23 protein-coding genes are annotated in these 25,714 nt (G+C 71.4%); 14 read left to right on the forward strand and 9 right to left on the reverse strand.

Going from position 1 to position 25,714, the window contains the following annotated elements; translation table 11 throughout:
* Positions 1-18: 18 nt before the first annotated feature.
* The 3 genes from pth to J2S58_RS16895 all read right to left on the reverse strand — a co-directional run bounded on the left by pth (position 19) and on the right by J2S58_RS16895 (position 2,444).
* Positions 19-585, reverse strand: coding sequence for an aminoacyl-tRNA hydrolase (pth, locus tag J2S58_RS16885; protein WP_205257408.1), 567 nt, complete (start codon positions 583-585; stop codon positions 19-21).
* A gap of 209 nt (positions 586-794) precedes the next feature.
* Positions 795-1,472 carry a 50S ribosomal protein L25/general stress protein Ctc gene (locus tag J2S58_RS16890; RefSeq protein ID WP_205257409.1) on the reverse strand — a complete coding sequence of 226 codons (678 nt, stop codon included), beginning with the start codon at positions 1,470-1,472 and terminating at the stop codon, positions 795-797.
* A 234-nt stretch (positions 1,473-1,706) separates the two neighbouring features.
* Positions 1,707-2,444: a GntR family transcriptional regulator gene (locus J2S58_RS16895; RefSeq protein ID WP_205257410.1), complete on the reverse strand. Its 738-nt coding sequence runs from the start codon at positions 2,442-2,444 to the stop codon at positions 1,707-1,709.
* 255 nt (positions 2,445-2,699) lie between these two features.
* On the opposite strand from J2S58_RS16895, the gene iolC reads away from it, so the two are divergent.
* The 11 genes from iolC (at position 2,700) to J2S58_RS16950 (ending at position 15,554) form a co-directional block, all read left to right on the forward strand.
* Positions 2,700-3,653: a 5-dehydro-2-deoxygluconokinase gene (gene iolC, locus J2S58_RS16900; RefSeq protein ID WP_205257411.1), complete on the forward strand. Its 954-nt coding sequence runs from the start codon at positions 2,700-2,702 to the stop codon at positions 3,651-3,653.
* Positions 3,646-4,533, forward strand: coding sequence for a Cgl0159 family (beta/alpha)8-fold protein (locus J2S58_RS16905; RefSeq protein WP_205257412.1), 888 nt, complete (start codon positions 3,646-3,648; stop codon positions 4,531-4,533). The genes iolC and J2S58_RS16905 overlap by 8 nt, the downstream gene beginning before the upstream one ends.
* Positions 4,530-5,447 (forward strand): 5-deoxy-glucuronate isomerase, encoded by a 918-nt coding sequence (gene iolB, locus J2S58_RS16910; RefSeq protein ID WP_205257413.1) that lies wholly within the window; start codon positions 4,530-4,532, stop codon positions 5,445-5,447. Before J2S58_RS16905 ends, iolB begins: the two co-directional genes overlap by 4 nt.
* Positions 5,448-5,492: 45 nt before the next feature.
* A complete protein-coding gene (gene iolD / locus J2S58_RS16915) occupies positions 5,493-7,394 on the forward strand; it encodes a 3D-(3,5/4)-trihydroxycyclohexane-1,2-dione acylhydrolase (decyclizing) (protein WP_205257414.1) in 1,902 nt (633 codons plus the stop codon).
* 127 nt (positions 7,395-7,521) lie between these two features.
* A complete protein-coding gene (locus J2S58_RS16920; RefSeq protein WP_205257415.1) occupies positions 7,522-9,075 on the forward strand; it encodes a CoA-acylating methylmalonate-semialdehyde dehydrogenase in 1,554 nt (517 codons plus the stop codon).
* Between the two features lie 58 nt (positions 9,076-9,133).
* A complete protein-coding gene (locus J2S58_RS16925) occupies positions 9,134-10,117 on the forward strand; it encodes a sugar phosphate isomerase/epimerase family protein (protein WP_344469942.1) in 984 nt (327 codons plus the stop codon).
* Positions 10,110-11,123 carry a Gfo/Idh/MocA family protein gene (locus J2S58_RS16930; RefSeq protein ID WP_205257417.1) on the forward strand — a complete coding sequence of 338 codons (1,014 nt, stop codon included), beginning with the start codon at positions 10,110-10,112 and terminating at the stop codon, positions 11,121-11,123. The genes J2S58_RS16925 and J2S58_RS16930 overlap by 8 nt, the downstream gene beginning before the upstream one ends.
* 4 nt (positions 11,124-11,127) lie before the next feature.
* Positions 11,128-12,006 (forward strand): sugar phosphate isomerase/epimerase family protein, encoded by an 879-nt coding sequence (locus J2S58_RS16935; protein ID WP_205257418.1) that lies wholly within the window; start codon positions 11,128-11,130, stop codon positions 12,004-12,006.
* A 570-nt stretch (positions 12,007-12,576) separates the two neighbouring features.
* Positions 12,577-13,587 carry a substrate-binding domain-containing protein gene (locus J2S58_RS16940; RefSeq protein ID WP_205257419.1) on the forward strand — a complete coding sequence of 337 codons (1,011 nt, stop codon included), beginning with the start codon at positions 12,577-12,579 and terminating at the stop codon, positions 13,585-13,587.
* A gap of 72 nt (positions 13,588-13,659) precedes the next feature.
* On the forward strand, positions 13,660-14,736 hold the full coding sequence (locus J2S58_RS16945; RefSeq protein ID WP_205257420.1) for an ABC transporter permease: 1,077 nt from the start codon (positions 13,660-13,662) through the stop codon (positions 14,734-14,736).
* A gap of 2 nt (positions 14,737-14,738) precedes the next feature.
* Positions 14,739-15,554, forward strand: a complete 816-nt coding sequence (locus J2S58_RS16950) for an ATP-binding cassette domain-containing protein (protein WP_205257421.1) — start codon at positions 14,739-14,741, stop codon at positions 15,552-15,554.
* 178 nt (positions 15,555-15,732) lie between these two features.
* Here J2S58_RS16950 and J2S58_RS16955 read toward each other — a convergent pair whose 3' ends face one another.
* The 3 genes from J2S58_RS16955 to J2S58_RS16965 all read right to left on the reverse strand — a co-directional run bounded on the left by J2S58_RS16955 (position 15,733) and on the right by J2S58_RS16965 (position 19,391).
* A complete protein-coding gene (locus tag J2S58_RS16955) occupies positions 15,733-17,148 on the reverse strand; it encodes a sugar porter family MFS transporter (protein ID WP_205257422.1) in 1,416 nt (471 codons plus the stop codon).
* A 64-nt stretch (positions 17,149-17,212) separates the two neighbouring features.
* Positions 17,213-18,211, reverse strand: a complete 999-nt coding sequence (locus J2S58_RS16960; protein WP_205257423.1) for a Gfo/Idh/MocA family oxidoreductase — start codon at positions 18,209-18,211, stop codon at positions 17,213-17,215.
* Position 18,212: 1 nt separating this feature from the next.
* Positions 18,213-19,391 carry a Gfo/Idh/MocA family protein gene (locus tag J2S58_RS16965; RefSeq protein ID WP_205257424.1) on the reverse strand — a complete coding sequence of 393 codons (1,179 nt, stop codon included), beginning with the start codon at positions 19,389-19,391 and terminating at the stop codon, positions 18,213-18,215.
* Positions 19,392-19,572: 181 nt separating this feature from the next.
* Between J2S58_RS16965 and J2S58_RS16970 the strand changes: the two genes are divergently transcribed.
* On the forward strand, positions 19,573-20,550 hold the full coding sequence (locus tag J2S58_RS16970) for a LacI family DNA-binding transcriptional regulator (protein WP_205257425.1): 978 nt from the start codon (positions 19,573-19,575) through the stop codon (positions 20,548-20,550).
* Between the two features lie 18 nt (positions 20,551-20,568).
* Here J2S58_RS16970 and J2S58_RS16975 read toward each other — a convergent pair whose 3' ends face one another.
* On the reverse strand, positions 20,569-21,354 hold the full coding sequence (locus J2S58_RS16975; RefSeq protein ID WP_205257426.1) for a TIM barrel protein: 786 nt from the start codon (positions 21,352-21,354) through the stop codon (positions 20,569-20,571).
* Entirely contained in the window at positions 21,351-22,379 is a 1,029-nt protein-coding gene (locus tag J2S58_RS16980) for a Gfo/Idh/MocA family oxidoreductase (protein WP_205257427.1), read from the reverse strand. The genes J2S58_RS16975 and J2S58_RS16980 overlap by 4 nt, the downstream gene beginning before the upstream one ends.
* A gap of 135 nt (positions 22,380-22,514) precedes the next feature.
* On the opposite strand from J2S58_RS16980, the gene J2S58_RS16985 reads away from it, so the two are divergent.
* Positions 22,515-23,528 carry a LacI family DNA-binding transcriptional regulator gene (locus tag J2S58_RS16985; protein ID WP_205257428.1) on the forward strand — a complete coding sequence of 338 codons (1,014 nt, stop codon included), beginning with the start codon at positions 22,515-22,517 and terminating at the stop codon, positions 23,526-23,528.
* A 91-nt stretch (positions 23,529-23,619) separates the two neighbouring features.
* On the forward strand, positions 23,620-24,627 hold the full coding sequence (locus J2S58_RS16990) for a LacI family DNA-binding transcriptional regulator (RefSeq protein WP_205257429.1): 1,008 nt from the start codon (positions 23,620-23,622) through the stop codon (positions 24,625-24,627).
* Positions 24,628-24,646: 19 nt separating this feature from the next.
* Here the strand turns inward: J2S58_RS16990 and J2S58_RS16995 are convergent, their stop codons facing one another.
* A complete protein-coding gene (locus tag J2S58_RS16995) occupies positions 24,647-25,675 on the reverse strand; it encodes a LacI family DNA-binding transcriptional regulator (protein WP_205257430.1) in 1,029 nt (342 codons plus the stop codon).
* Positions 25,676-25,714 lie beyond the last annotated feature (39 nt).

Genomic DNA, 25,714 nt, shown 5'->3' on the forward strand with positions numbered 1-25,714 from the left:
GTGCCCCGGACCGCCGGGTCAGTGCAGGCGGTTCTGCGTCTCCAGCAGACCGTGTTCGGTCAGCATCTCCACCGCGTCGGCCGCGCGCTCGAGATCCACGGCCAGGGAAGCCTTCTCGGTGGAGGCGAACCCGCGGAGGACGAAGTCGGCCGGGTCCATCCGCCCCGGGGGCCGACCGATGCCGAAGCGCACCCGCAGGTAGTCCTTGGTGCCCAGCGAGGCCGAGATGGACCGCAGGCCGTTGTGGCCGCCCTCGCCGCCGCCCTGCTTGACCCGGATCGTCTCCGCGGCCAGATCCAGTTCGTCGTGCACGACGATGAGCCGGTCGGGGGTGACCGAGTAGAAGCGGACCAGCTTGGCGACCGGGGGACCGGAGACGTTCATGAACGATCGGGGTACGGCGACCACCAGCCGCTGCCCGCCGAGCCGACCCTCGGCGACGTCACAACCCGTCTTCGACGAGCCCAGTCGGGACCCGATCCGGTCGGCCAGCACTCCGGCGACCATGGCGCCGACGTTGTGCCGGTGGGTGGCGTAGGCCGGGCCGGGGTTGCCCAGGCCGACCACGATCCAGGGGTCGCTCATCGTCGGCCGTCCTTCGTCGTCGGGTCCGCCCGATCATGACCGGGCGGGGGTGGAACGACAGGAGCCGGCCGGGTGACCCGGCCGGCTCCTGGTGGGCGGACCCGATGGCCCGCGTGGTTCCGTCCTGCCGGGCCCGGCACCTCGTCGAGGTCGAGCCACTGCAGGGTGGTGCTGTCCTGAAGCCGGGTGGCCGCATGGCCACCGGGAGATCAGGAGTCGGACTTCTCCGCGTCGGCGGCAGCCTGCTCGTCCTCGGGCAGGTCGCGCTCGACACCGAGCTCGGCCTCGACGGCCTCGGTCTCGGCGGACAGCTCGTCGGCGGTGGGCGCGGCCTGGACGGCGACGACCAGGGCCTCGGGGTCGGTGACCAGGGTGGTGCCGCCGGTGAGGACGACCGCGCCGGCCAGCACCTGGGTGCCGACGGCCAGACCCTCGACGGAGACCTCGACCGAGTCGGGGATCTCCAGGGCGTCGGCCTCGAGCGACAGGGTGTTCAGGTCGGTGAGGACCAGGGAACCCGGAGCGGCCTCGCCGGTGACGATGACGGGGACGTCGACGGTGACGCGCTCGCCACGACGGACCAGGATGAGGTCGATGTGCTCGACGTAGTCGCGCAGCGGGTGCTTGACCACGGACTTCGGCAGCGCGAGGGCCTCGCCGTCCGGGAGGGTCAGGTGCAGCACGGTGTTGGCTCCGGCCTTGATGGCGCGGGCGAACTCACGCGCGTTCAGGGCCAGGTGACGGGGATCGGTGCCGTGCCCGTAGAGCACCGCCGGGATCTTGCCGGCCTTGCGGGCGCGGCGGGCGAAGCCCTTGCCGAACTCGGTGCGGAACTCGGCGACGAGGTGCGAGGAGTCGCTGGAAGCGGCGGACGGGGAAGAGGACACGAGAGGAGCTCCTGGTGCGGATAGCGGTTCGGTACGGGCCGGTGCTGACTGCGGTGGGGTGCTCACCACGACGCGAACGCATACGGGGGCAACGCCCACCGCGTCGATCACGGGCCGCCGGACCACCGCAGGGGCGGATCCGATGGCCCCTCGCCGAGGCAACCCGAGAAGTCTACCCGGTACCGGGTGCTGCTCCCGACCGCCGTGGCCCGGCCCGAGCCGGTCGGGGACCGGTCAGGGATCGACGAGCGTGACCTCGAAGGAGTACAGGCTGGCGCGGTAGGCGTGGCGCCCCCACTCGACGGCCTTGCCGGAGTCGTCGTGGGTGATGCGTTCCATGGTCAGCACGGGACTGTGCCGTGCCTCGGTGAGCAGACGGCTCTCCTCGGCGGTGGCCGTCCGGGCCCCGATCTTCTGCCGGGCCACCCGCATGTGCACCCCCCGCGCCCGCATCACCTGGTACATGCCGCGCACGGACAGATCGGCATGGCCGACCTCGGCCAGCTCCTCGGGCAGCCAGTTGGCCATGATGGCCAGGGGCTCGCCGCCGGCGAACCGCAGCCTCCGCAGGTGCAGCACGGTGGTGCCGGGGGCGACGTCGAGCTTGACGGCGACCTCGGCCGGGGCGGGTACCAGCTCGTTGGCCAGCACGGTCGTGCGGGGTTCCTGGTGGCTGCGGTTCAGGTCGTCGAACAGGCTGGTGAGCTCGACCGGGCGGGTGACCTGCCCGTGCACGACCTGGGTGCCCACGCCCCGCTTGCGGACCAGCAGGCCCTTGGCGACGAGCTGCTGGATGGCCCGGCGCATGGTCGGTCGGGACAGCCCGAACTGGTCGGCCAGGCTGATCTCGTTGTCCAGGCGGTCGCCGGGGACCAGGGCTCCGCTGGCGATCGCCTGTTCGATCTGCTGGGCCACCTGGAAGTAGAGGGGCACGGGGCTGGAGCGGTCGAGGTCGACCACGAGTGGGGCCATGCCGTCACCTCTCCCTCGCGTGCGGGCCACCTGCCGGGGCGGGCCGGTGGTGGTCCGGGCCGGGTGTCGAGGTCCATGATGCCGACCGGGGCGGAGATCACGGCATCGACTCGCCCTGGCGTGACGACGTCCCGACGTCTGCATGACACTATGTCAGGACAAAGTCTTGACAGCGCCCGGTGCTCGGGCCAGTCTGGTGCACAACAGGCGAGGAAGCCGAGAGTCCTTCTCCGGCGCCGCCAGGGAAGGACGCACATGAGCCGGCACTTCGACGTGGTGACCATGGGTCGGGTCGGGGTCGACCTCTACCCCCTGCAGGACAACGTGGGCCTGGAGGACGTGGAGACGTTCTCGAAGTCCATCGGGGGCAGCGCCACCAACGTGGCCATCGCCGCCGCCAAGCACGGCCTGCGCAGCGCGGTCATCACCCGGACCGGGCCGGACGCCTTCGGTCGCTTCGTCCACCAGGAGCTGCGGCGGCTGGGTGTCGACGACAGCTTCATCACCCCGGTCGAGGATCTGCTCACCCCGCTGGCGTTCTGCGAGAACTACCCGCCGGACCACTTCCCACTGCAGTTCTACCGGCTGCCCACCGCGCCGGACCTGATGATCCGGGCCGAGGAGCTCGACCTGGCCGCGATCGCCGACGCCGGGGTCTTCTGGGCCACCGTGACCGGGCTGTCCGCCGAGCCGTCCCGCGCCGCCCACCACGCCGCGTGGGAGGCCCGCGCCCGTCGGCCGCTGACCATCCTCGACCTGGACTACCGCCCGGTGTTCTGGAAGGCCAAGCAGGACGCCACCGAGCAGGTCCGCGCCGCGCTCCCGCACGTCACCGTGGCCATCGGCAACAAGGAGGAGTGCGAGGTCGCGGTCGGCGAGACCGAGCCCCGTGCCGCCGCCGAGGCGCTGCTGGCCGCCGGGGTGGAGATCGCCATCGTCAAGCAGGGCCCCAAGGGCGTCCTGGGGATGACGGCCGACGGCGTGGTCGAGGTCCCCCCGACGCCCGTTCAGGTGATCAACGGCCTGGGTGCCGGCGACGGCTTTGGCGGCGCGGTGTGCCACGGCCTGCTGCAGGGCTGGGACCTGGAAACCGTGCTGCGCTTCGCCAATGCGGCCGGCGCCATCGTGGCCACCCGCCGCGAGTGCTCCACCGCCATGCCCACCACCGCCGAGGTGCAGGCACTCCTGCAGGAGGTCTCGAATGTCTGACACCACGCTCGCCCGGCGGTACGCCGACATCACCGAGACCCGGGTGCGCAACCCCGCCGCCGTCCGGGAGGCCGCCGCCGCGCGGACCACCGCTCCGCTGGTGCCGGCCGACGGTCGGCTGATGATCATCGCCTGCGACCACCCGGCCCGGGGCGCCAACGGCGTCGGCGGCCGTCCGTTGGCCATGGGCAACCGGGTCGACCTGCTCGACCGGCTGCAGACCGCGCTGGCCCGCCCCGGCGTCGACGGGCTGCTCGGCAGCGCCGACATCATCGAGGACCTGCTGCTGCTCGGTGCGCTCGAGGGCAAGGTCGTCTTCGGATCGATGAACCGCGGCGGCCTGCAGGGCGCCACCTTCGAGCTGGACGACCGGATGACCGGGTACGACGCCCGCGGCATCGAGGAGATGCGGCTCAACGGCGGCAAGACGCTCACCCGCGTCGCGCTCGACGATCCGGGCACGCTGAACACGCTCACCGCCACCGCGGAGGCGATCAACGACCTGTCCGACCGGGGACTGACCGCCATGGTCGAGCCGTTCTGGTCGTCCCGCACCGGTGGCAAGGTCGTCAACGACCTGTCCGCCGACGCGGTGATCAAGTCCGTCGGCGTGTGCAGTGCGCTGGGTCGGACCTCGGCCTACACCTGGCTCAAGCTGCCGGTCGTGCCGGACATGGACCGGGTGATGGACTCGACCGTGCTCCCGACCCTGCTGCTCGGCGGGGACCCGGAGACCACTCCGGAGGAGACGTACGCGAGTTGGCAGCACGCGCTGGCGCTGCCGTCCGTCCGCGGACTCGTCGTCGGGCGCACCCTGCTCTACCCCGGTGACGACGACGTCGCGACGGCCGTGGACACCGCCGCGGCGCTGGTCCGATGACGGCGCCCCGGCTCACCGGTCTGGTCCCGGCCGGCACCACGGCCACGGCGCCGTTCGACCTGGTCATCACCCCGGAGGACGCCGGCTGGGGCTACTCCAGCCTGCGGGTGATCACCCTGCCCGCCGGCGGCAGCGCCGAGTTCGCCACCGGCGGCGACGAGATGATCCTGCTGCCGCTGCGCGGCGGCGTGGACGTCACCGTGGCCGGCGAGACCATCGCCGTGGCGGGCCGGGCCGACCTGTTCGGCGCGGTCACCGATTTCGCATACCTGCCCATCGGGTCCGACGTCCGACTGGACAGCGTTCTCGGGGGGACCTTCGCGCTCCCCGGCGCCCGGGCCACCCGCGCCCTGCCCTTCCGGTACGGGCCGGCCGACGGGGTCGCGGTCGAGCTGCGCGGCTCGGGCCAGGCCAGCCGGCAGGTCAACAACTTCGCCATGGCCGCGACCTTCGAGACCGACAAGCTGCTGGCCTGCGAGGTCATCACCCCGGCCGCCAACTGGTCGTCCTACCCTCCGCACAAGCACGACGAGGCCGTGGGGGAGGAGACCGAGCTGGAGGAGATCTACTACTACGCCTTCTCCTTCGCCGGCCCCGACGCCGTGGTCGACGCGAGCGGGGCCGCGCCGAGAGGCGTGGGGTACCAGCGGGTCTACGGCACCGACGAGCGAGAAATCGAGGTGCTCGCCGAGGTCGGTGACGGGGACACCGTCCTCATCCCGCACGGCTGGCACGGCCCGTCCATCGCCTCGCCGAGCCACCACATGTACTACCTGAACGTGATGGCCGGGCCGGGCGCGGGCCGGGCGTGGGGCATCAGCGACGACCCGCACCACGGCTGGGTGCGGCAGACCTGGGCCGAGCAGGCGTTCGACCCCCGGCTCCCGTTCCCGACGGTCGCACCGTCGTCCTGACCCCGGCCGTCCACCGCCGAAGAACGTGCTCGAAGGAGATCATCGATGACCACCCCCACCCCCGCCACCGAACGGCTGACCGTCGCCCAGGCCGTCGTGAAGTTCCTGGGCAACCAGTACACCGAGCGGGACGGCGTGCGGCGCAAGTTCTTCGCCGGTTGCTTCGGCATCTTCGGGCACGGCAACGTGGCCGGCCTCGGCCAGGCCCTGCTGCAGGCCGAGCTGGAAACCCCCGACCTGCTGCCCTACCACCAGGGCCGCAACGAGCAGGCGATGGTGCACATCGCGGTCGGCTACGCCCGCCAGCAGGATCGGCTGCAGGCCTTCGCCGTCACCGCGTCGGTCGGGCCGGGCGCCAGCAACATGCTGACCGGCGCCGCGCTGGCCACCATCAACCGGCTGCCGGTGCTGCTGCTGCCCAGCGACATCTTCGCCACCCGCATCGCCTCCCCGGTGCTGCAGGAGCTGGAACAGCCCTACGGGTACGACGTCTCGGTCAACGACGCCTTCCGACCGCTGTCGAAGTTCTTCGACCGCGTGTGGCGGCCGGAGCAGCTGGCCGCGGCGCTGCTCGGCGCCATGCGGGTGCTCACCGACCCGGCCGAGACCGGGGCGGTGACCATCGCGCTGCCCGAGGACGTGCAGGCCGAGGCGTTCGACTTCCCGGTCGAGCTGTTCCGCGAGCGGACCTGGCGGATCGGCCGCCCGGTGCCCGAGCCCGAGGTGATCGCGGCCGCGGCCGAGCTCATCCGCGGGGCGAAGGCCCCGGTGATCGTGGCCGGCGGCGGCGTCACCTACGCCGAGGCCAACGACGCCCTGCGGGCCTTCGTCGAGGCCACCGGCATCCCCAGTACCGAGACCCAGGCCGGCAAGGGCTCGCTGCCGTTCGACCACCCGCTGAACCTGGGTGCCGTCGGCGCCACCGGAAACCCGGCGGCCAACCTGTTCTCGCGTCGGGCCGACGTCGTCATCGGCATCGGCACCCGCTACTCGGACTTCACCACCGCGTCCAAGACCATCTGGCAGAACCCGGACGTGCAGTTCGTCAACATCAACGTGGCGTCGCTGGACGCGGTGAAGCACGCCGGGCTGCCGGTGGTCGCCGATGCCCGCCGCGCCCTGGAGGCGCTGACCACCGAACTCGCCGGGTACGGCACCTCGACGGACTACCGCACCGAGGCCACCACCCTCGCCGTGCGGTGGGACGCCGAGGTCGTCGACTCCTTCCACAGCGGGTACGGCGCCGAGCACGGGATCCTCGCCCAGGCCGAGGTCCTCGGCGCGGTGGACGAGGTGATGGACGCCCGGGACGTGGTCGTGTGTGCGGCCGGTTCGCTGCCCGGCGACCTGCACGGCATGTGGCGCACCCGGGACCGCAAGGGGTACCACGTCGAGTACGGCTTCTCCTGCATGGGCTACGAGATCCCCGGCGGCATCGGCGTCCGGATGGCCGCCCCGGACCGGGACGTCTTCGTCACGGTCGGGGACGGCTCGTACCTGATGATGCCGACCGAACTGGTCACCGCGGTGCAGGAGGGCATCAAGATCATCGTGGTGCTGCTGCAGAACCATGGCTACGCCTCCATCGGTTCCCTCGCCGAGTCCCTGGGGGTGCAGCGGTTCGGCACGAAGTACCGGTACCGCGACGAGAAGTCCGGCCGCCTGGACGGTGGCGTGCTGCCGGTCGATCTGGCCGCCAACGCGGAGAGTCTGGGCGTCACGGTGTTCCGCGCGTCCACCCTGCCCGAGCTGCAGGAGGCGCTGGCCAAGGCCAAGGCGCACCCGACCGTCAGCCTGGTCCACGTGGACACCGACCTGGAGTTCCAGTCGCCCGCGGGCGACGGCTGGTGGGACGTCCCGGTGGCCGAGGTGTCGACCCTGGAGTCCACCCGACAGGCGCGGCTCACCTACGAGCAGCACAAGGCCGACCAGCGTCCGTACCTGTAGTCCCCGGTCGACCCCGCGCCCCGGCGCGGGGCGGCGCAGCGGTGCGCGACCCGCTGCCACCGAGCACGTCACGCTCCACCGATGCCCACCGACCGATCACACACCCGCCATCCGCGAGGAGTTCGTCATGACGACCATCACCGATCCCGAAGCCAATCCCACCGCCGCCGATTCCGGGTCCGCGGGCGCGCTCGGCGTGCTGCCGCACTGGTCCGCCGGCGCCGAGTTCCCCGGCGAGAGCGACCGCAGCGCCGACGTGTACGACCCGGCGACCGGGCAGGTCACCAAGAAGGTCGCGCTGGCCTCCCGGGAGGACGCCGACGCGGTGATCGCCGCGGCCGCCGCCGCCTTCCCGAAGTGGCGGGACATGTCGCTGGCCCGCCGCACCAGCATCCTGTTCCGCTTCCGCGAGTTGCTCAACGAGCGCAAGGGCGAAGCGGCCGAGCTCATCACCTCCGAGCACGGCAAGGTGCTCTCCGACGCCCTCGGTGAGATCACCCGCGGCCAGGAAGTGGTCGAGTTCGCCTGCGGGCTGGCCCATCTGCTCAAGGGCAGCATGACCGAGAACGCCTCCACCAAGGTCGACGTCTCCTCGCTGCGCCAGCCGCTCGGCGTGGTCGGCATCATCTCGCCGTTCAACTTCCCGGCCATGGTCCCGATGTGGTTCTTCCCGATCGCCATCGCCGCCGGCAACACCGTCGTGCTCAAGCCCAGCGAGAAGGACCCGTCCACCGCGAACTGGCTGGCCGCGCTGTGGAAGGAGGCCGGTCTGCCCGACGGCGTGTTCAACGTGCTGCACGGCGACAAGGTCGCCGTCGACGCGTTGCTGGAGAGCCCGTCGGTCCGGTCGATCTCGTTCGTCGGCTCCACCCCGATCGCCCGCTACGTCTACGAGACCGGCACGAAGAACGGCAAGCGCGTGCAGGCCCTGGGCGGGGCGAAGAACCACATGCTGGTACTGCCCGACGCCGATCTCGACCTGGCCGCCGACGCGGCCGTCAACGCCGGCTTCGGCTCGGCGGGGGAGCGGTGCATGGCCATCAGCGCCCTGCTCGCCGTGGACTCCGTCGCCGATCAGCTCATCACGAAGATCACCGAGCGGATGGCCACCCTGCGGACCGGTGACGGCCGCCGGGGCTGCGACATGGGCCCGCTGGTCACCGGGGCGCACCGGGACAAGGTCTCCGGGTACGTGCAGGCCGGCGTGGACGCGGGTGCCGAGCTCGTGGTCGACGGCCGCGATCAGGAGTTCGACGGCGCGAAGGACGGCTTCTGGCTCGGTCCGACCCTGTTCGACCGGGTCACCACCGACATGAGCATCTACACCGACGAGATCTTCGGCCCGGTGCTGTCGATCGTCCGGGTCAGCGGCTACGACGAGGGCCTGGAGCTGATCAACGCCAACCAGTACGGCAACGGCACGGCCATCTTCACCAACGACGGCGGCGCCGCCCGGCGCTTCCAGAACGAGGTCGAGGTCGGCATGATCGGCATCAACGTGCCGGTCCCCGTCCCGGTGGGCTACTTCTCCTTCGGCGGCTGGAAGGCCTCGCTGTTCGGCGACACCCACGCGCACGGCACCGAGGGCTTCCACTTCTTCACCCGCGGCAAGGTCATCACCAGCCGCTGGCTGGACCCGAGCCACGGTGGCCTGAACCTGGGCTTCCCGCAGAACGTCTGAGCCCGCCCGGCTCCCGTCCCACCCACCACGCCGCGCAGTACATCCCGACGCAGGAGACATCGTGAGCAACAGCAGGATCAGGATCGGGTCCGCCCCCGACTCCTGGGGAGTGTGGTTCCCGTCCGATCCGGTGCAGGTGCCGGCCGACCGCTTCCTGGCCGAGGTGAGTGCCTCCGGCTACGAGTGGATCGAGCTGGGCCCCTACGGGTACCTGCCCACCGACCCGGCGCAGCTGCAGGACCAGCTCGACGCCCACCATCTGAAGGTCTCGGCCGGAACCGTGTTCTCGCGCCTGCACCACGAGAACTCCTGGGACGAGGTGTGGAAGCAGGTCACCGACGTGGCCGCGCTGACCCAGGCCGTCGGCGGGCAGCACATCGTGGTCATCCCGTTCATGTGGCGGGACGACAAGACCGGGCTGGCCATCGAGTCCCGCGAGTTCAGCGAGGAGCAGTGGACCCGGATCACCACCGGCCACGACGAGCTCGGCCGCCGCATCCTGGACGAGTACGGGCTGCACGTGCAGTTCCACTCGCACGCCGATTCCCACGTCGGGTACCAGAAGGACATCGAGCGGTTCGTGGAGTCCACGAACCCCGACTACGTGAACCTCTGCCTGGACACCGGCCACGTGGCCTACTACGGCGGCGACAGCGTGGGTCTCATCCAGAAGTACCCCGAGCGCATCGGCTACCTGCATCTCAAGGCGGTCGACCCGGTGCTGCGCGCGGAGGTGCTGGCGAACGACATCTCGTTCTCCGAGGCCGTGAAGCGCGGCATCATGATCGAGCCGCCGGCCGGTGAGCCGAACCTGGACGAGGTGCTCACCGCGGCCCGTGCCCTGGACCGCGACCTCTACGGGATCGTCGAGCAGGACCTGTACCCCTGCCCGGTCGACATGCCCTTCCCGATCGCCCGACGCACGCACACCTTCCTGTCCTCGTGCGGTGATCCGTCCTGGCTGGAGATCGGCACCCAGCACCCCCTGAGCACCGACACCGCCGAGACCACCGAGAACAGCAAGGGAACCATCGATGTCTGAGCCGCTCGCCGATCTCCGCGTCGCCGTCCTCGGGGTGGGCCTCATGGGCTCGTACCACGCACAGGCGCTGGCCACCCGGGTCAAGGGGGTCACCGTCACGGTGATCAACGACTTCTTCGAGCCCAAGGCCCAGGAGGTCGCCGCCGCCATCCCCGGGGCGCGGGTGGTCACCGACCCGATCGAGGCGATCAACGCCGAGGACGTGGACGCGGTCGTCATCGCCACCCCCGGCAAGGCCCACGAGGACCAGGTCCGGGCCTGTCTGCAGCGGGGCATCCCGGTGCTCTGCGAGAAGCCGCTCACCACCGACATCGCGTCGGCGTACCAGCTGGTCCAGGACGAGCTGGCCACCGGCCGCACGCTCATCCAGGTCGGCTTCATGCGTCGGTTCGACGCCGAGTACGTGCAGCTGCGTGAGCTCATCGCCTCGGGCGGGCTGGGCAACCCGCTGATCGTGCACTGCACCCACCGCAACCCGGACGTGCCGCCGCACTTCGACTCCGAGATGATGATCCGCGACTCCGTGGTGCACGAGGTGGACGCGGTCCGCTTCCTCCTGGACGAGGAGATCACCGCGGTCAGCGTGCTCAAGCCGACGCCCACGAGCTCGGCCCCGGCCGGCTTCCACGATCCGATGATCGTGATCCTGGAGACCGAGTCCGGTCGCATCGCGACCGACGAGATCTTCGTGCGGACCGGGGTGGCCTACGAGGTCCGCACCGAGGTCGTGGGCGAGAAGGGCACCGCCACCATCGGTCTCGACCAGAACCTGATCCGCACCGGGACCGACGGCCGCTGGGGCGGGCAGATCTCGCCGGGCTTCGTGCAGCGGTTCGACGGCGCGTACCACACCGAACTCCAGCGTTGGGCGGACGCGGCCCGTCGAGGCACCGTCGACGGCCCGGGAGCCTGGGACGGCTACGCCGCGGTCGCCGTGTGCGAGGCCGGCGCGGAGGCGGTCCGCACGGGGCAGCGGGTCGAGGTCGCCATGGCGAAGCGGTCCTGACGCGATGGTGACGATCGCCTTCGATCCCACCCCGCTGCACCACGACCACGCCCTGCTGGACTTCCCGGACGTGGTGGCCCGGCTCGGGTTCGAGCACCTGCACCTCACCCCGCACCCGGACTTCGCGCCGTTCTTCCGGTACCCCAAGGCCGACGACGCGCTGGTCGCCGCCCTGCGCAAGCGGGTCGCCGATGCGGGCATCACCATCCCGGCGATCCTGCCGGTGCAGCGGATCTCCTGGCCCGAGGAGCCCCAGCGGGAGGCGGCGGTCCGCAACCTGCGGCGGGTGATCGAGCTGGCCGCCGATCTGGACGTCCCGGTGATCAACACGGAGTTCAGCGGCCGGCCGGAACGCAGCGAGGACTCCGAGGCCGGCTTCTACCGGTCCATGGAGACCCTCCTGCCGATCCTGGAACGCACGGGCATCCGGATGAACATCGACCCGCACCCCGACGACTTCGTCGAGGACGGGTTGGAGGCGTGGCGCATCATCCGCGGCCTGAACTCATCGGCCGTCGGGTTCGTCTACGTCGCGTCGCACACCTTCCATTACGGAGACCGGGTGGACAGTCTGATCGCCGAGCTGGGAGACCGACTGGGTGCGGTGTACCTGGCCGACACCTTCGACCACCGCCGGTCGCACGGGCTGCGCTACATCAGCAACCCGCCCGGCAACGCCGCCCGGGTGCACCAGCACCTGGCGATCGGGGACGGCGACGTCGACTTCGGCGCGTTGTTCTCGGCCCTGCGCGAATCGGGGTTCCTGGACCGTGCGGACGCCATCCTGGTGTCCAACGTCTTCGCCGAGGACGAGACGACGATGGACGTCTCGCCCCGGCAGCTGGCCGACATCCGCGCGCTCGTCGCCGGTACGGGCCGGTAGGCACCAGCACCAGCACCAGCACCAGCACCAGCACCAGCACCAGCGTCCAGGGCGGACGCCCGACAGGAGCGGCCCCGGCGGGGCCGCTCCTGTCGTGCCTCCGGGGCGCGATCGTCCCGAGTCGGGCGCCCGGTTCCCGGGCGAACCTATCCTCCGGGTCGCCACCGGCCCCATCACTGGCTCGATCACTAGCTCGATCACGTCAAGATGTAAGGACAAACTCTTGACACGATCGTGGAGCTGCGCCACGCTGTCTCCAGTCCGGCGCCGGTGGCGGACGACACACCAGGGGGTCGCGGATGTCCGACACAGCTCGCCTCCCGTCCGCCGTCCGGTCCGCTGGACGAGCACACCGGTCCCGTGTCCTGTCCCGCACGGCGGAGATCACCCTCACCGCCGCGCCGGTTCGCCGCGCCGGTCACCGCCGGCGCGCGTCAGGCACCCGCACCGCCCTCGCCGCCCGCCCGATCTCCGTTCGCACGATTGCCGCATCCCGCGCTGCCCGCACACCCCTCCCGCAGTAGCCTCGACGAGCCCGGGATCCCGATCCCGGTCGAAAGGAACGAATCGATGAGGATTCGCAGCAAGGCCCTCGCGGCCACCGCCCTCGCCCTGACCGCGGCGCTCACGCTGAGCGCGTGCAGCAGCTCCGGTGGCGCCCAGGCCACCGAGACCACCGCGGCGAGCGCCGCCGCCGGGTCCGGTGGGCAGACCGCTTCCACTCCGCGGCTGACCATCGCGATGATCACCCACGAGACCCCGGGCGACACCTTCTGGGACAAGATCCGCGCCGGAGCCGAGGCCGCCGCGGCCAAGGACAACGTCGATCTGAAGTACTCCAACGATCCGACCGCCGCCGGTCAGGCCACGCTGATCCAGAACGCGATCGACTCCAAGGTCGACGCCATCGCGACCACGCTGGTCACCCCGGACGCCCTGGCCGGCCCGGTCGCCGCGGCCAAGGCCGCCGGGATCCCGCTGGTCGGCTTCAACTCCGGTATCGACCAGTACGCCGATCTGGGCGCCCTGATGTACTTCGGTTCCGACGAGAACCTGGCCGGCACCTCGGCCGGCGAGCGGCTCGCCGCCGCCGGCGTGAAGCACCCGCTGTGCGTCATCCAGGCCGAGGGGTCGGTCGCCCTGGAAGCCCGCTGCGCCGGTGTCAAGAAAAGCGCGCCGGGCACGGAGAACCTCCAGGTCAACGGGGCGGACATCTCCTCGGTCACCTCGACGATCACCGCCAAGCTGCAGCAGGACCCGACCATCGACGCCGTGGTGACCCTCGGCGCCCCGATCGCCTTGGCCGCCCTGCAGTCCAAGTCCGAGGCGAGCAGCCAGGCCAAGGTCGTCACCTTCGACCTGAACGCCGACGTCGCCAAGGCCATCCAGGACGGCACGATCGAGTTCTCGGTCGACCAGCAGCCGTACCTCCAGGGTTACCTGGCCGTCGACTCGCTGTGGCTGTACAAGACGAACGGCAACGACATCGGTGGCGGCAAGGCGGTTCTCACCGGACCGTCCTTCGTCGACAGCACGAACATCGCCGCGATCGCCGGCTTCGCGGCGAACAACACCCGCTGACCCCAGCGAATCAGGCCCGGGGGACATCCCCGTGATGTCCCCCGGGCACCCATCCCTCGTTCGGAGAGTGTCATGAGTTCGTCCCTCAAGACTCCGCCGCCGTCGTCGACCTCCGCCACCGTGACCTCTGCGTCGCCGAAGGCGTCGTTGTCGCTGGGGGCCAGGCTGATGGCCCGGCCGGAGATTGGTGCGCTCATCGCGGCCGTCGCCATCTACGCCTTCTTCTTCATCGTCGCCCCGCCGTTCCGGTCGATCGACGCGTTCGCCACCATCCTGTACGCCAGCTCGCAGGTCGGGATCGTCGCCGTGGCCGTCGGTCTGCTGATGATCGGCGGGGAGTTCGATCTGTCCGCGGGCGTCGCCTTCATCACCGCCGCGTTGACCGCGTCCATCTTCAGCTACCAGTTCAGCGTCAACATGTGGCTCGGGTCGGCGGTCGCCCTCGTGCTGGCCCTGGGCATCGGATTCGTCAACGGCTATCTGGTGGTGAAGACGGGCATACCCAGCTTCCTCATCACCCTGGGGACGTTCTTCATCCTGCAGGGTGCCAACCTGGGCATCACCAAGCTGGTCACCGGCTCGGTGGCCACCCAGAACGTCTCGGACATCGACGGTTTCGGATCCCTCAAGGCCATCTTCGACACCAAGATCAACCTGTTCGGCGCCAACTTCCGGATCACCGTGCTGTGGTGGGTGCTCTTCGTGGCCATCGCCACCTGGATCCTCGCCCGGACCCGGATCGGTAACTGGATCTTCGCCGTCGGCGGCAACGCCCCCAGTGCCCGCGCCGTCGGCGTGCCGGTGAACAAGGTCAAGATCGGTCTGTTCATGGCCGTGGGCTTCCTGGCCTGGTTCTACGGCCAGCACCGGCTCTACGGCTACAACACCATCCAGGCCGGCGAGGGTGTGGGTCAGGAGTTCATCTACATCATCGCCGCGGTGGTCGGCGGAACGCTGCTCACCGGCGGGTTCGGCTCGGCCATCGGCACCGCCATCGGTGCCTTCATCTTCGGGATGGTGTCGCAGGGCATCGTCTACGCCGGCTGGGACCCCAACTGGTTCAAGGCCTTCCTGGGCGTGATGCTCCTGCTGGCCGTCGCGGTCAACCTGTACGTCAAGAAGCTGGCCACCACCCGGAGGAGCGTCTAGCCATGACCGACACCCTGGCAGAACACGCGGACTCCACCCTCCGCAAGGGCGCGCCGCTCATCGAGATGCAGGACGTGGGCAAGGTCTACGGGTCGATCCGCGCCCTCGAGGGCATCGACCTGCGGGTCAACGCCGGCGAGGTGACGTGCGTGCTCGGCGACAACGGCGCCGGCAAGTCCACCCTGATCAAGATCATGTCCGGGTTGCACCCGCACTCCGAGGGCAGCCTGCGCGTGGACGGCGAGGACGTCCGCTTCGGTTCTCCGCGCGAGGCCCTGGACCACGGGATCGCCACCGTCTACCAGGATCTCGCCGTGGTCTCCCTGATGGAGGTGTGGCGGAACTTCTTCCTCGGCTCCGAGCTGCGCAGTGGCCGGTGGCCGGGTGCGCCGCTGCGGATCAACGAGATGCGCCGCATCGCCGACGAGGAACTGAAGAAGATGGGCATCACCGTCAAGGACATCAACCAGCCCATCGGGACGCTGTCCGGCGGGCAGCGGCAGTGCGTGGCCATCGCCCGGGCCGTGTACTTCGGGGCACGGGTGCTCATCCTGGACGAGCCGACCGCCGCACTGGGCGTCAAGCAGTCCGGGGTGGTGCTCAAGTACACCGCTGCCGCCCGGGACGCGGGTCTGGGGGTCGTCTTCATCACCCACAACCCGCACCACGCCTACCTGGTGGGCGACCACTTCGTCATCCTCAAGCTCGGCCAGCGGGTGCTGGACAAGCACCGCGACGAGGTGGGTCTGAACGAGTTGACGGCCGAGATGGCCGGCGGTCAGGAGCTGGAGGAGCTCTCCCACGAACTGCAGCGCTGAGGCGGTCCCCGGCATCAGGAGAGCGCGTCACCCCGGGAGGGGTGGCGCGCTCTTCCTGCATCTGTGGGGGGCCACCAGGCGGTGGCCCCGCCGGCTGGCGGGGCCACCGTGAGCGCCCCTCACGGGGCGGTCGGAGTGCCGATCGGGGTCGGTGCGATGGGGGTCGGTGCGATGGGGGTCAGGACCGGGCGGATCCGATGGCGCCGTGCGCCTCCCGGAACTGGTCCTCCAGTTCCTCCAGACTGCGGCCCCGGGTCTCCGGGGCGTTGCGGATCACGAACCACAGCGAGCCGCAGTTGACGACGGCGAAGAGACCGAACGTCAGGCTGTCGCCGAGCGCCTCGACCAGGGGTGGGAAGGCGAAGGAGATGGCCGCGTTGACCGTCCAGAGCACGAACACGGCGATGCCCATCGCGAAGCCGCGGATCGACATCGGGAAGATCTCGGACAGCAGCAGCCAGACCAGGGTGCCGATGAAGGTCTGCACGAACGCGACGACCAGCAGCATCGCGGCGAGGATGAGATAGCTGCGGAACGTGGACTCCGGGAGCCGGAAGGACAGCGCGAGCAGGGCGTGGCCGGCGGCCACTCCGATGAACCCGGTGATGAGCAGCGTGCGCCGGTCAAGGAACCCGATGAGGACGATCCCGGTGATGGTGCCGACGATGGCCACCACCCCGACGGTGATGGTCAGGACCAGGGCGGCGTCGGCGGCCAGTCCCGTCGACTGCAGGATCGTCGGCGCGTAGTAGTTGACGGTGTTGATGCCGGTGGCCTGCTGCACCGCGGCCAGCCCGCACCCGATCCACAGGATTCGCCGCATCCAGGGATGCGCCCGCAGCTCCCGTATCGCTGCGCCCTTCTGCTCCCGGGCGTCCCGTCCCGCGTGCTCGGCCACCTCCGCGTACTCGCTGTCGGCGTCCTGGGGTGAGCGGATGAGCTTCAGGATGCGCAGGGTCTCGGCCAGCCGGCCGCGGATGGCGTGCCAGCGGGGCGAGTCGGGGAGGAAGAACATGCCGACGAACAGGGCGACCGCCGGGACCATCGCGACACCCAGCATCCAGCGCCAGACGTGCGGGTCGGTGATCAGCCGGGCCAGCAGGGCGTTGATGGCGAAGGCCAGGAACTGGCCGGTCACGATCATCAGTTCGTTGATGGTGACCATGCGGCCGCGCCGCTCCGGCGGGGCCATCTCGGCCAGGTACAGCGGGCAGGTGGCCGCCGCCGCCCCCACTCCGAAGCCCAGGATGATCCGGCCGACGACCATGACCTGGACGTTCGGGGCCAGGGCACAGACCAGGGCGCCGAGGAGGAACAGACCGGCGCAGATGAGCAGGGTCCCGCGGCGCCCGAGCCGATCGGCCAGCCGGCCGCCCAGCAACGCACCGACCGCGGCACCCGGGAAGAGCAGGGAGCTGACCACCACGGCCTCGGAGAACGTGGTGAGGTCCAGATCGTCCTTGAGGTAGAGCAGGGCCCCGGAGATGACCCCGGTGTCGTAGCCGAACAGCAGTCCGCCCAGGGTGGAGATGATGGTCAGTCTGGTGAGGAAGCGGTGATGGGAACCGGTTCTCGCCGGTGATGTGCTGCTCATGGACGAGCTCCTGTCTGCGGTTCCGGCGGGGTGTGCGACCGCGGGGGTGACGGGCGGTCCGGGCTCAGGGGTAGCGGACCGGCTCGCTCCGCCCGCTGTGCAGGGATCGCACCGCGGCCTCGGCGATCGCCTGGGCCTTGAGCCCGTCGGCCAGCGACGGGGTGGGATCACCGCCGCGTTCCAGGGTCACGACGAAGTGGGCCAGGGCGGCGGCGTAGGTGGGGCGGACCCGTTCGAACCACCCGGGATGCAGCCCGTCGTCGACGATGCGGCCGGCATGGTGGCGGGAGACCGCCCCGGTCCGGTGACCCCGCACCTGCACCATCCCTTCGGAACCCAGCACCTCGAGGCGCTCGTCGTACCCGTATCCGGTGCGGCGGGCGCTGTCGATCTGCACCAGGGCGCCGCCGGGCAGACGCAGCGTGGCCACCGAGGTGTCCACGTCGTCGTAGGCGGCCAGCCGGGGCTCGGCCAGGGCGGCGCCGGCCGCGAAGACCTCGGTGGGGTCCAGGCCGGCGATCCACCGGGCGAGATCGAAGAAGTGGACGGCCTGGTCCCGCATCTGGCCGCCCGAGACGGCGATGTAGGACAGCGGTGGCATGGCCGGCCCCCGGCTGGTCAGGGTGATGAGCTCGACGGTGCCGATCTCCCCGCTGTCCACCACCCGCTTGACCTCGAGGTAGTCGGTGTCGAACCTCCGGTTGAAATCCACCATGACGCGGCCGGACCGTGCGCGGGCGTGCGCGACCACGTCGGCCGCCCGGGCCAGGTCCAGGTCGATGGGCTTCTCGCACAGGGCGGCGACTCCCGCGTCGACGGCGCGGCGCAGGTGCTCGGCATGGGTGTCGGTGGACGACGCGATGTACACCGCGTCAACCAGGTCGGCGTCGAACACCTCGGCGAGGTCGCCGGCTGCCCGCGTGCCGTGGGTGGCGGCGAGCGCGGCGGCCCGGGCGTGGTCGACGTCGTAGACGGCGACCAGATCGACGTCGGGGTGGGCGGCGAGATTGCCGGCGTGCACGGAACCGATGAAGCCGGCCCCGATCAGGGCGATGCGCTGCACGTCAGTGCTCCGTCCCGATCGGCGGATGGACCGGCGTCCAGGCGCTGTCGCGGTCGTGCGATCCGGCGACGGCGGCCACGAACTCGACGCCCCGCAGGCCGTCGACCCCGGTGGGGAAGGAGAGTTCGCGCGGCATGCCGGTGAGCCCGTCCCGCCGGGCGGCGAGCTCGTCGGCCAGGTCGCGGTAGAAGTTCGCGAACGCCTCCAGGAAGCCCTCGGGGTGACCGAGGCCGACCCGGGTGAGCCGGTCGGCGTCCGGCGAGAGCGTCATGCCCTGGGCGAGCACGGTGGTCCGCCCGGTCAGGTCGCTGACGGAGAGATGGTGCGGGTCCTCGTGCTGCCATTCCAGGCTGCCGCGATCACCGAACACCCGGATGCGCAGGCCGTGGTCATGGCCGGTCGCCGCCATCCCCGCCCAGAGTCGGCCGGGGGTACCCCCGTCGAGCCGCAGCGCGACCGTCGCGTTGTCGAACACGCGTCGGTCGGGGACCAGGGTGTGCAGCTGGGCCGAGACCTGCCGGGCCTGCAGGCCGGTCACGTAGCGGACCAGGTGGTAGGCGTGGGTGCCCAGATCGGCGACCACGCTGGGAAAGCCGGCGGTGTCGGGATCGGTGCGCCAGGCGGCCTGTTTGTGCCCGGTCCGTTCGAGCGGGGTGGCCGCCCAACCGGATGCGTGCTCGACGTCGACGAAGGTGATCCGCCCCAGGTCGCCGTCCCGCACCAGGCGGGCGGCGTGCCGGACCATGGCGTACGCCGAGTAACAGTGCGGAACGGCCAGCAGCACGTCCTGCTCGGCCGCGAGGCGGACCAGCTCCGCGGAGGAGGCGACGTCGCCGGTCAACGGCTTCTCGCATACCACGGCGATGCCCGCGGCCAGGAAGGCCCGGGCGATCGGGAAGTGGCTGTCGTTGGGGGTCGCCACCACGGCCAGGTCGATGCCGTCCGGACGGAGCGCCTCCGCGGTCGCCATCTCGCCGAAGTCGCGGTACACCCGGTCGGGAGCGATCCACAGCGATGCGGCCAGTTCGGCCGAGCGGCCCGGATCGCGCCCGAGGACGCCGGCGGTCAGGGTGTACCGGTCGTCCAACCGCATCGCGAACCGGTGGGTGCGGCCGATGTCGGCACCCGGGCCACCGCCGATCATGCCGACCCGGAGTCGTCCGTCGCCTGCTGCACCCATCGCGACTCCTTCGACGTCCGCCCACCCTGGCTGGACAGTTTGGACAGCTTGGACGTGTCCAAAACTAGCCGACTAGGCTGGCTCGGGCAATGTCGGACGGTGGGTGGAGCGCACCGGCGGGAACGGGGGAGCGATGGTGGTCCCACGGGCCGAGACCGGGCGTCCGGTGACGATCCGCGACGTGGCGGCCGCTGCCGGGGTGTCCAAGTCGTTGGTCTCGCTGGTCCTGCAGGGATCCGCCCAGGTGGGTGAGGCGCGCCGCCGGGCCGTGCTGGACGCGGTGGCCGATCTGGGGTACCGCCCCACCCGACCCGCCCAGGTGGCCCCGGCCCTGCGCAGTCGTACCGTGGGGGTGGTGCTCAACGACCTGCGCAACCCCTGGTTCGTCGATCTGCTGGAGGGACTGACGACCGCGCTGGACGGCGGCGGGTCGACACCTCTGCTGTCGGACAGCCTCACCATGCAGCGGGTGGGTCGGTCCTCCGTCCGCGCCCTGGTCGATTGCGGTGTCGACGGGCTGGTGGTCGTCGGCACCACCAGCGAGGAGGCGGCCGTGCTGGCGGTGGCCGCGGACCTCCCGGTCGTCCTGGCCGGTACGACCGAGCCCCGGCTGCCGCTCGGCGACGTCGTGGTGAACGACGATGTCGCCGGGGCTCGATCGGCCACCGAGCACCTCATCGAGCTGGGGCACCGCAGGCTGGCCCATCTCCGCGGTCCCGGCGACATCGGCGCCCTGCGGCTCCAGGGCTTCCGCGAGGCGGTGGACCACGGGGGACTCACCGCCGGGCACCGGGTGGACGCCGGCGGCCGGACCGAGGAGAGCGGCTACGCCGGGGCCCGACGGTTGCTGACCGGGTCGCCGCGGCCCACCGCCATCCTCGCCTTCAACGACATCGCGGCGGTCGGGGCGATGTCGGCAGCTGCCGATCTCGGCATCGCGGTCCCGGAGGAGCTCTCCGTGGTCGGGTACGACGACACGTCGCTGGCCCAGATCCGGCACCTGTCGCTGACCAGTGTGGACAACGGGAACTTCGCGGTCGGGGCGCAGGCCGGGCGGTTCCTCGTCGAACGGATCGCCGATCCCTCCCTGCCCGCGCGCCGGTTCATCGTGCCCACTCGGCTGGTGGTTCGGGGGACGACGGCCTCACCCCGAACCTGACGCGACCGGCCCACCGGGTCACGCCCCGGTGGTGAAGGCCTCCCGGAAGCGCTGCAGGGCGAGCTCGGGGTCGCCGGAGGCCCACCCCTCCAACCCCACGACGCCGTCGTAGCCCAGTCGGTCCAGGGCCCGGGCGACGGCCGGATAGTGGATCTCGCCGGTTCCCGGTTCCTGTCGCCCGGGTACGTCGGCCACCTGGATCTCCCCGACGTACGGCAGCGACCGCTCGAGCAGGTCGATGAGGTTCCCCTCCCCGATCTGGGCGTGGTAGAGGTCGAGATTCATCCGCAGGTGGGGGTTGTCGACCGCGCGGACCAGCGTCAGGGTGTCCGCGGCGCGGGCGAAGGGGGTGCCCGGGTGATCGACCGCCAGATTCAGGTTCTCCAGCGTGAACACGCGACCGGCCCGCGCGCCCAACGCGGCCAGGCGGTCCAGCGTCCGGGCCGCGGTGAGCCACATGGCCGGTGTCACCGTCGAGCACGGCCGCACCGGGAGGCCGGCGCCGTCCAGTCCGGTGCCGTGGATGTTGAGGCGCGGGCAGTCGAGCCGTTCGGCGACCGCGAGGGACATCTCGGCGCTGCGGAGGAGCTCTGCCGCGCCGTCCTCGTCGGCGAGCGTCCCGGTGATGTACCCGGTCATCGAGGAGAAGGTGGCGCCGGTCGCGGCCAGTGCGGGGACGTCCTTCCGCGTCCAGTCCCAGATCTCGACCTCGAACCCGAGGTCGTCCAGACGCCGGACCCGTTCGGCGACAGGCAGGTCGAGGAAAAGCATCTCGGCCGAGGCGGCGAGCCGGAAGGTGCTCATGGGGTGGGGTCGGCGATGCGGACCGACCGGCCGGTGCGGACCGACTCCGCGGCGGCCAGGGCGATGGACAGTGCGCGCCGGGCGTCCACCCCGGTGACGACGGCCTCGGTGCCGCGGCGAACAGCCTCGGCGAACGCGGCCAGCTCGGCGACGTAGGCGCCCGCCAGCAGTTCCTGGTCGCTGCGCACGGTCGTGGTGACCCGGCCCGCAGGCCCCGAGAAGGTCATCCCGCTGGTGCGGCCGTCGCCCATCGTCGCCATGCCGCCGGACCCGAACACCTCGCCGCGGACGTCGTAACCGTAGGTGGCCTGGAAGCACGCCTCGGCAACCCCGATGGACCCGTTCGCGAAAGTGACGGTAACGACTGCGGTGTCGAGCAGCCCGCGATCCTTCCAGTCCGGCTCGACCAGGGCGTCGGCGGTGGCGTGCACCTCGACGGGCTCGACGCCGGGGTTGAGGAACAGCAAGGTGTCGAAATCGTGGATCAGGGTCTCCAGAAAGATGGTGTCGGCGGGAACGCGGCCGGGGTCGAAGCCGCCGGGATCCCGGGTCACCGAGCGCAGCAGGCGGGGGGTCCCGACCGTCCCGTCGTCGAGCAGGGCACGGGCGGCGGCCCAGTCCGGTGCGAACCGACGGTTGAAGCCGACCTGCAGGGGCACCCCGGCGGCGTGAGCCGCCGCGATGGCCCGGTCGGCGTCGGCCAGGCTCACCGCCATCGGCTTCTCGCAGAACACCGCCTTGCCGGCGGCGGCGGCGGCGACCACGAGTTCGGTGTGGAAGCGGGCCGGCGCCGCGATGACGACCGCGTCCACCCCGTCGTCGGCCAGGACGGCCGCCATGTCGGTGGAGCTGTCGACTCCGAACTCGCGGGCCAGTCGTTCCGCGGCCCCGGGGGCCGGATCGACCACCGTCACCAGTCGGGCGTTCGGCAGGCGGGCGGCCAGGGTCGCCCCGTGGAAGGCCCCCATCCGTCCCGATCCGATCAGTGCCACCCGGACCCGGTCGTCCTCGGTTGCTGCACCCATGCGCTCCTCCTCGAGCTCGCCACCGGGCCGGCCGCCCAGCTACTAGTACGTTGCAGTCAACGGTGCGACCGGTGGAGAATTTTGTCAAGACATATCCACTGGTACGTACCAGAACTTCAGGAGTATCCTCGCGCCATGGGGCACGCCGGAGCGACGAGACGCGCGACCATGATGGACGTGGCCGCGCGGGCGGGCGTGTCCCAGTCGCTGGTGTCGATCGTCATGCGGGGCGCGCCTGGAGCGGGGGCGCAGACCAGGCAGCGCGTCCTGGCCGTCGCCGCGGAGCTCGGATACCGGCCGGACACCCGGGCACGCCTGTTGCGGCAGAACGACAGTCGGATGCTGGGTGTCGTGTTCGGCGTTCAGCACGCCTTCCACGGAGATTTGGTGGCCGGGTTGTACCGGGCTGCCGGTCCGGTCGGCCACCGGCTGACCCTGAGCGCCACGACGCCGGACCGCCCGGAGAGGGTGGCCGTGGACGACCTGCTCGGGGACCGCTGCGCAGCGGTGATCCTGCTCGGTTCCGAGCTCCCTCCGGCGGACCTGTCCGCAGCGGCCCGGATCGTCCCTGTCGTGGTCGTCGCCCGGGCGGTCCGTCACGAGGCCGTGGACGTGGTCCGCACGGCGGAGGCGCAGGGGGTGGCCCTCGCGGTCGATCATCTCGTCGCCCTGGGCCATCGACGGATCGCGCACATCGACGGCGGCCGGGCGCCGGGGGCGGCCGAGCGCCGTCGCGGATACCGGGATGCCATGCGGCGCAACGGCCTCGACGGGGAGGTCCGGGTGATCTCGGGCGGCCCCACCGAGGACGACGGCGCGAGGGCGGCACGGGAGGTGCTGTCCGGGGGCCGACCGAGCGCGGTGACCGTCTTCAACGACCGGTGCGCCACCGGGGCGCTGCAGGCCCTGCGGTCTTCCGGTCTGCAGGTCCCGCTCGACATCAGCGTGACCGGGTACGACGACAGTCGGCTCGCCCGGATCACCTTCGTGGACCTGACGACCGTCGCGCAGGACGTCGACCGGCTCTGCGAGCTGGCCGTGGAGCGGGCGATGGACCGGGCGGCCGGGGTGGAGATCACCGGGCGTCGCGAACAGATCGTGCCCCCGACCCTGGTCGTCCGGTCGACCACAGGCGCGCCGGTGAGCTGATGCCCGTGCCGTCGTCCGCATCGCAACCGTGGCTCTGCCGGGCCGCAAACCGTGGCAGGGTTGAGCGGGAGCGGGTGGGAACGGAGACCGGGTGCGCGAACCGACCATGGCCGACATCGCGGCGCACCTCGGGGTGTCCCGTCAGTTGGTGAGCATCGTCCTGCGGGACATGCCCGGGGCCAGCGACGCCACCCGGCGACGGGTGACCGACGCGGCGCGGGAACTGGGCTACAGCCTCAACCTCGGCGCCCGGACCCTGCGGCAGAGCAGGTCCCGTCAGCTCGGGGTCTCCTTCGTCCCGGTCCACCCCACCGAACCGGACGTCGTGGCCGCCATGTACCCGGCGGCCGCCGCACTCGGATACCAGGTGGTACTCAGCGCGCAGACCGGCTCCCGGACGACGGGCGAGTGCGTCGAGGAACTCATGACCTACCGGTGCGCGGCCATCATCGTCATCGGGTCCGACCTGTCCGCCGGGGAGCTCGCCGACCTCGCCGAGCGCTGCGGCGTGCCCCTGGTCGTGGTCGGCACCGCCGCCCCCGATCCGCGGTTCGACGTCGTCCGGTCCACCGGAGCGCACGGCCTGTCCGGCGCGACGGACCATCTGGTGCAGCTGGGGCACCGTGCCATCGCGTACGTGCACAGTCCGGGCCTGCCGGTCGCGCCGGACCGTCGGCGTGGCCATCTGCGGGCGATGCGGTCGCACGGGCTGGCGACGGACATCATCACCACCCGGGGGCCGGACTACACCGAGGAGGCCGGCGCGGCCGCCGCCCGGGGTCTCCTCGCCCGGGCGACCCTTCCCACCGCCGTGATGGCCGCCAACGACCAGGCCGCGATCGGGATGCTGGGCGTTCTGGCCCGGGCCGGGGTGCGCGTGCCGCAGGACGTCTCGGTCAGCGGGTTCGACGACAGTCGCGTCGCCCAGCTGTCCTGTTTCGACCTGACCACCGTGCGGCAGGACCCCGGCCGGATGGGCGCCGCCGCGGTGAGCGCGGCGGTGCGTCGGGCGGATGCACCGGCCCTGGCGCCGCAGACCATGGTCGTGGAGACCGAGCTCGTGGTGCGCACCAGCACCGGACCGCCCCGCGTCCGTTGACCCGCAGGCTCGGCTCGGCTCACTCGGCGGCGGGCACCGGCGGCCGCCCCGGGCGGCCGCTGGTCCCCCGGGGGACCAGGACAGGGAGGACGGCCGGGGTGGCGACGGCGGCGTCCGGATCGTCCATCCGGGCCAGCAGGACCCGCGCCGCCCGGGCGCCGACCTCGGTACTGCGGTCGTCGACGCTGCTCAGGGAGAGATAACGGGACCGGGCCAGCGGGGAGTCGTCGTACCCGAACACCGACAGGTCCGCAGGCACGGCTCGGCGCAGGTCGCGGGCGGCGGCCAGGGCACCCAGGGCCATCAGGTCGTTCGCGGCCACGATCGCCGTCGTCTCCGAGCGGCGGGTCAGGATCCGGTGGGCGGCGTCGTAGCCGTCCTGCTCGGCTGTGCCCGATCGCCGGCCCGCGACGGACGCCGGGAGCCCCGCGGCGTGCACGGCCTGCTCGTATCCCTCCCGGCGCAACTGCGCGGCACCACCCGATCCGGTGAGGTGGGCGATGGTGGTGTGGCCGAGACCCAGGAGGTGCTCGGTGACCGCGCGGGCTCCCGCGCGGTCGTCGCTGGCCACCACGTCGGAACCGGCCGGGACCGAGAGTCGGTGTCCGGCAACCACGATCGGGCAGGCGGCCCAGCCGGCCAGCAGGCCGGCCGTCGGCTCACCGGCCAGGATGCGCCCGTCGACCGCGGTCGACCAGGTGGCCGGGCCGGCGGTGCCCGGCTGATGCATCTCGGTGACGGTCAGCCGGAAGTCCCGCTCGTCCAGTTCCCGGCGGATGCCTTCGACCAGGCCCACGAACGACAGGTTGCGGTAGGTGTCGATGAGGAGCTCGACCGTGCGGGTGCGGGCGCCCGCCAGCGCCGTGGCTGCCTCGCTCGGGCGATACCCGAGTTCGGTGATCGCGGCCAGCACGGCGGTCCGGCGTGGCTCGCTGACCCGGGGGGAGCGCTGCAGCACCAGGGACACCAGCGATTTCGACACCCCGGCCCGTGCGGCAACGTCGTAGATGGTGGGTCGACGGGACTGCGTGGTCCGGTCGTCCGTCATCACGCCTCGATTCTTTGACAGGACATGCGGTCCGTGTGA

It is taken from the genome of Nakamurella flavida, assembly GCF_030811475.1.
In the GTDB taxonomy this organism is placed as follows: Bacteria; Actinomycetota; Actinomycetes; order Mycobacteriales; family Nakamurellaceae; genus Nakamurella; species Nakamurella flavida.

Bases quoted from the DNA above. Each gene is read 5' to 3' on its own strand.
- pth (WP_205257408.1), bottom strand. From the start codon at position 585: ATGAGCGACCCCTGGATCGTGGTCGGCCTGGGCAACCCCGGCCCGGCC.
- J2S58_RS16895 (WP_205257410.1), bottom strand. From the start codon at position 2,444: ATGGCCCCACTCGTGGTCGACCTCGACCGCTCCAGCCCCGTGCCCCTC.
- iolC (WP_205257411.1), top strand. From the start codon at position 2,700: ATGAGCCGGCACTTCGACGTGGTGACCATGGGTCGGGTCGGGGTCGAC.
- J2S58_RS16905 (WP_205257412.1), top strand. From the start codon at position 3,646: ATGTCTGACACCACGCTCGCCCGGCGGTACGCCGACATCACCGAGACC.
- iolB (WP_205257413.1), top strand. From the start codon at position 4,530: ATGACGGCGCCCCGGCTCACCGGTCTGGTCCCGGCCGGCACCACGGCC.
- iolD (WP_205257414.1), top strand. From the start codon at position 5,493: ATGACCACCCCCACCCCCGCCACCGAACGGCTGACCGTCGCCCAGGCC.
- J2S58_RS16920 (WP_205257415.1), top strand. From the start codon at position 7,522: ATGACGACCATCACCGATCCCGAAGCCAATCCCACCGCCGCCGATTCC.
- J2S58_RS16930 (WP_205257417.1), top strand. From the start codon at position 10,110: ATGTCTGAGCCGCTCGCCGATCTCCGCGTCGCCGTCCTCGGGGTGGGC.
- J2S58_RS16935 (WP_205257418.1), top strand. From the start codon at position 11,128: ATGGTGACGATCGCCTTCGATCCCACCCCGCTGCACCACGACCACGCC.
- J2S58_RS16940 (WP_205257419.1), top strand. From the start codon at position 12,577: ATGAGGATTCGCAGCAAGGCCCTCGCGGCCACCGCCCTCGCCCTGACC.
- J2S58_RS16945 (WP_205257420.1), top strand. From the start codon at position 13,660: ATGAGTTCGTCCCTCAAGACTCCGCCGCCGTCGTCGACCTCCGCCACC.
- J2S58_RS16950 (WP_205257421.1), top strand. From the start codon at position 14,739: ATGACCGACACCCTGGCAGAACACGCGGACTCCACCCTCCGCAAGGGC.
- J2S58_RS16955 (WP_205257422.1), bottom strand. From the start codon at position 17,148: ATGAGCAGCACATCACCGGCGAGAACCGGTTCCCATCACCGCTTCCTC.
- J2S58_RS16965 (WP_205257424.1), bottom strand. From the start codon at position 19,391: ATGGGTGCAGCAGGCGACGGACGACTCCGGGTCGGCATGATCGGCGGT.
- J2S58_RS16975 (WP_205257426.1), bottom strand. From the start codon at position 21,354: ATGAGCACCTTCCGGCTCGCCGCCTCGGCCGAGATGCTTTTCCTCGAC.
- J2S58_RS16980 (WP_205257427.1), bottom strand. From the start codon at position 22,379: ATGGGTGCAGCAACCGAGGACGACCGGGTCCGGGTGGCACTGATCGGA.
- J2S58_RS16985 (WP_205257428.1), top strand. From the start codon at position 22,515: ATGGGGCACGCCGGAGCGACGAGACGCGCGACCATGATGGACGTGGCC.
- J2S58_RS16995 (WP_205257430.1), bottom strand. From the start codon at position 25,675: ATGACGGACGACCGGACCACGCAGTCCCGTCGACCCACCATCTACGAC.